General features: G+C 74.7%; 1 protein-coding gene and 1 pseudogene. Both read right to left on the minus strand.

Features of this window, described 5'->3' with window-relative positions; all coding sequences use genetic code 11:
• Nucleotides 1-180 (minus strand): annotated as a pseudogene (locus tag D183_RS25030) (acid phosphatase); the annotation flags it as partial.
• A gap of 159 nt (nucleotides 181-339) precedes the next feature.
• Nucleotides 340-663: hypothetical protein (locus D183_RS0116430; RefSeq protein WP_232757295.1), on the minus strand; the 324-nt coding region annotated here is incomplete at its 5' end.

Consider the following 663-nt stretch of genomic DNA (forward strand, 5'->3'; position numbering starts at 1 on the left):
CAGCGCACGCGCTGGCGCGCGCTTGGGGCTCTCGGCGTGGGCTTCGGCGGGGCCGCCGAGCGCCAGGGCGCTGCCGGCCAGCGCCAGGCCGCCGAGCAGGCGTCGGCGTTGCGGGTTTTCGGGGGTGGTGTCGGTGTCGGCGGGCGGGGTGGACGCAGGATCCTGGGGCGGCTTCTTCACGGGGTCATCGGGCGAGGGGAAGGCACCCGCCAGTGTGGGCCGCGTGAATGACAAGTCAAAGCCAGCCGGTCCCAGCGCGGGACCGGCGTTCAGCGGCCGTATCGCAGGCCGCGCTCCCGTGACGCTGGATGACGCTGCGCCGGGCGGTGCCCGAGGCCGTCAGCGGCGCACCCGCGCGCGGCCGAATACCTGCTCGCACAGCACCACATAGTCGCCCGAGCCGTCGCGCGCGGCCGCGCCGCTGGCGATGGCGGCGCTCAGCACCGGGCCGAGTCGCGCCTCGCCCAGGCGCGCGGCCAGTTCCGTCAACTGGGCCTGGAACCGGTACTGCATGTCGGCGATCTGCTGGGCATCGTGTCCGAGCCAGGCATAGCCCTTGTCGTTGTACGCGGCGGCACAGTGCAAGGTCTCGGCGAGATCGCGTTGCAGGTCCTGCGGATCGGCGGGCATCGTCGCGTGCGGGGCGGGGCGGGGCGGGGCGGG

Source organism: Xanthomonas sp. SHU 199 (assembly GCF_000364665.1).
GTDB lineage: Bacteria > Pseudomonadota > Gammaproteobacteria > Xanthomonadales > Xanthomonadaceae > Xanthomonas_A > Xanthomonas_A sontii.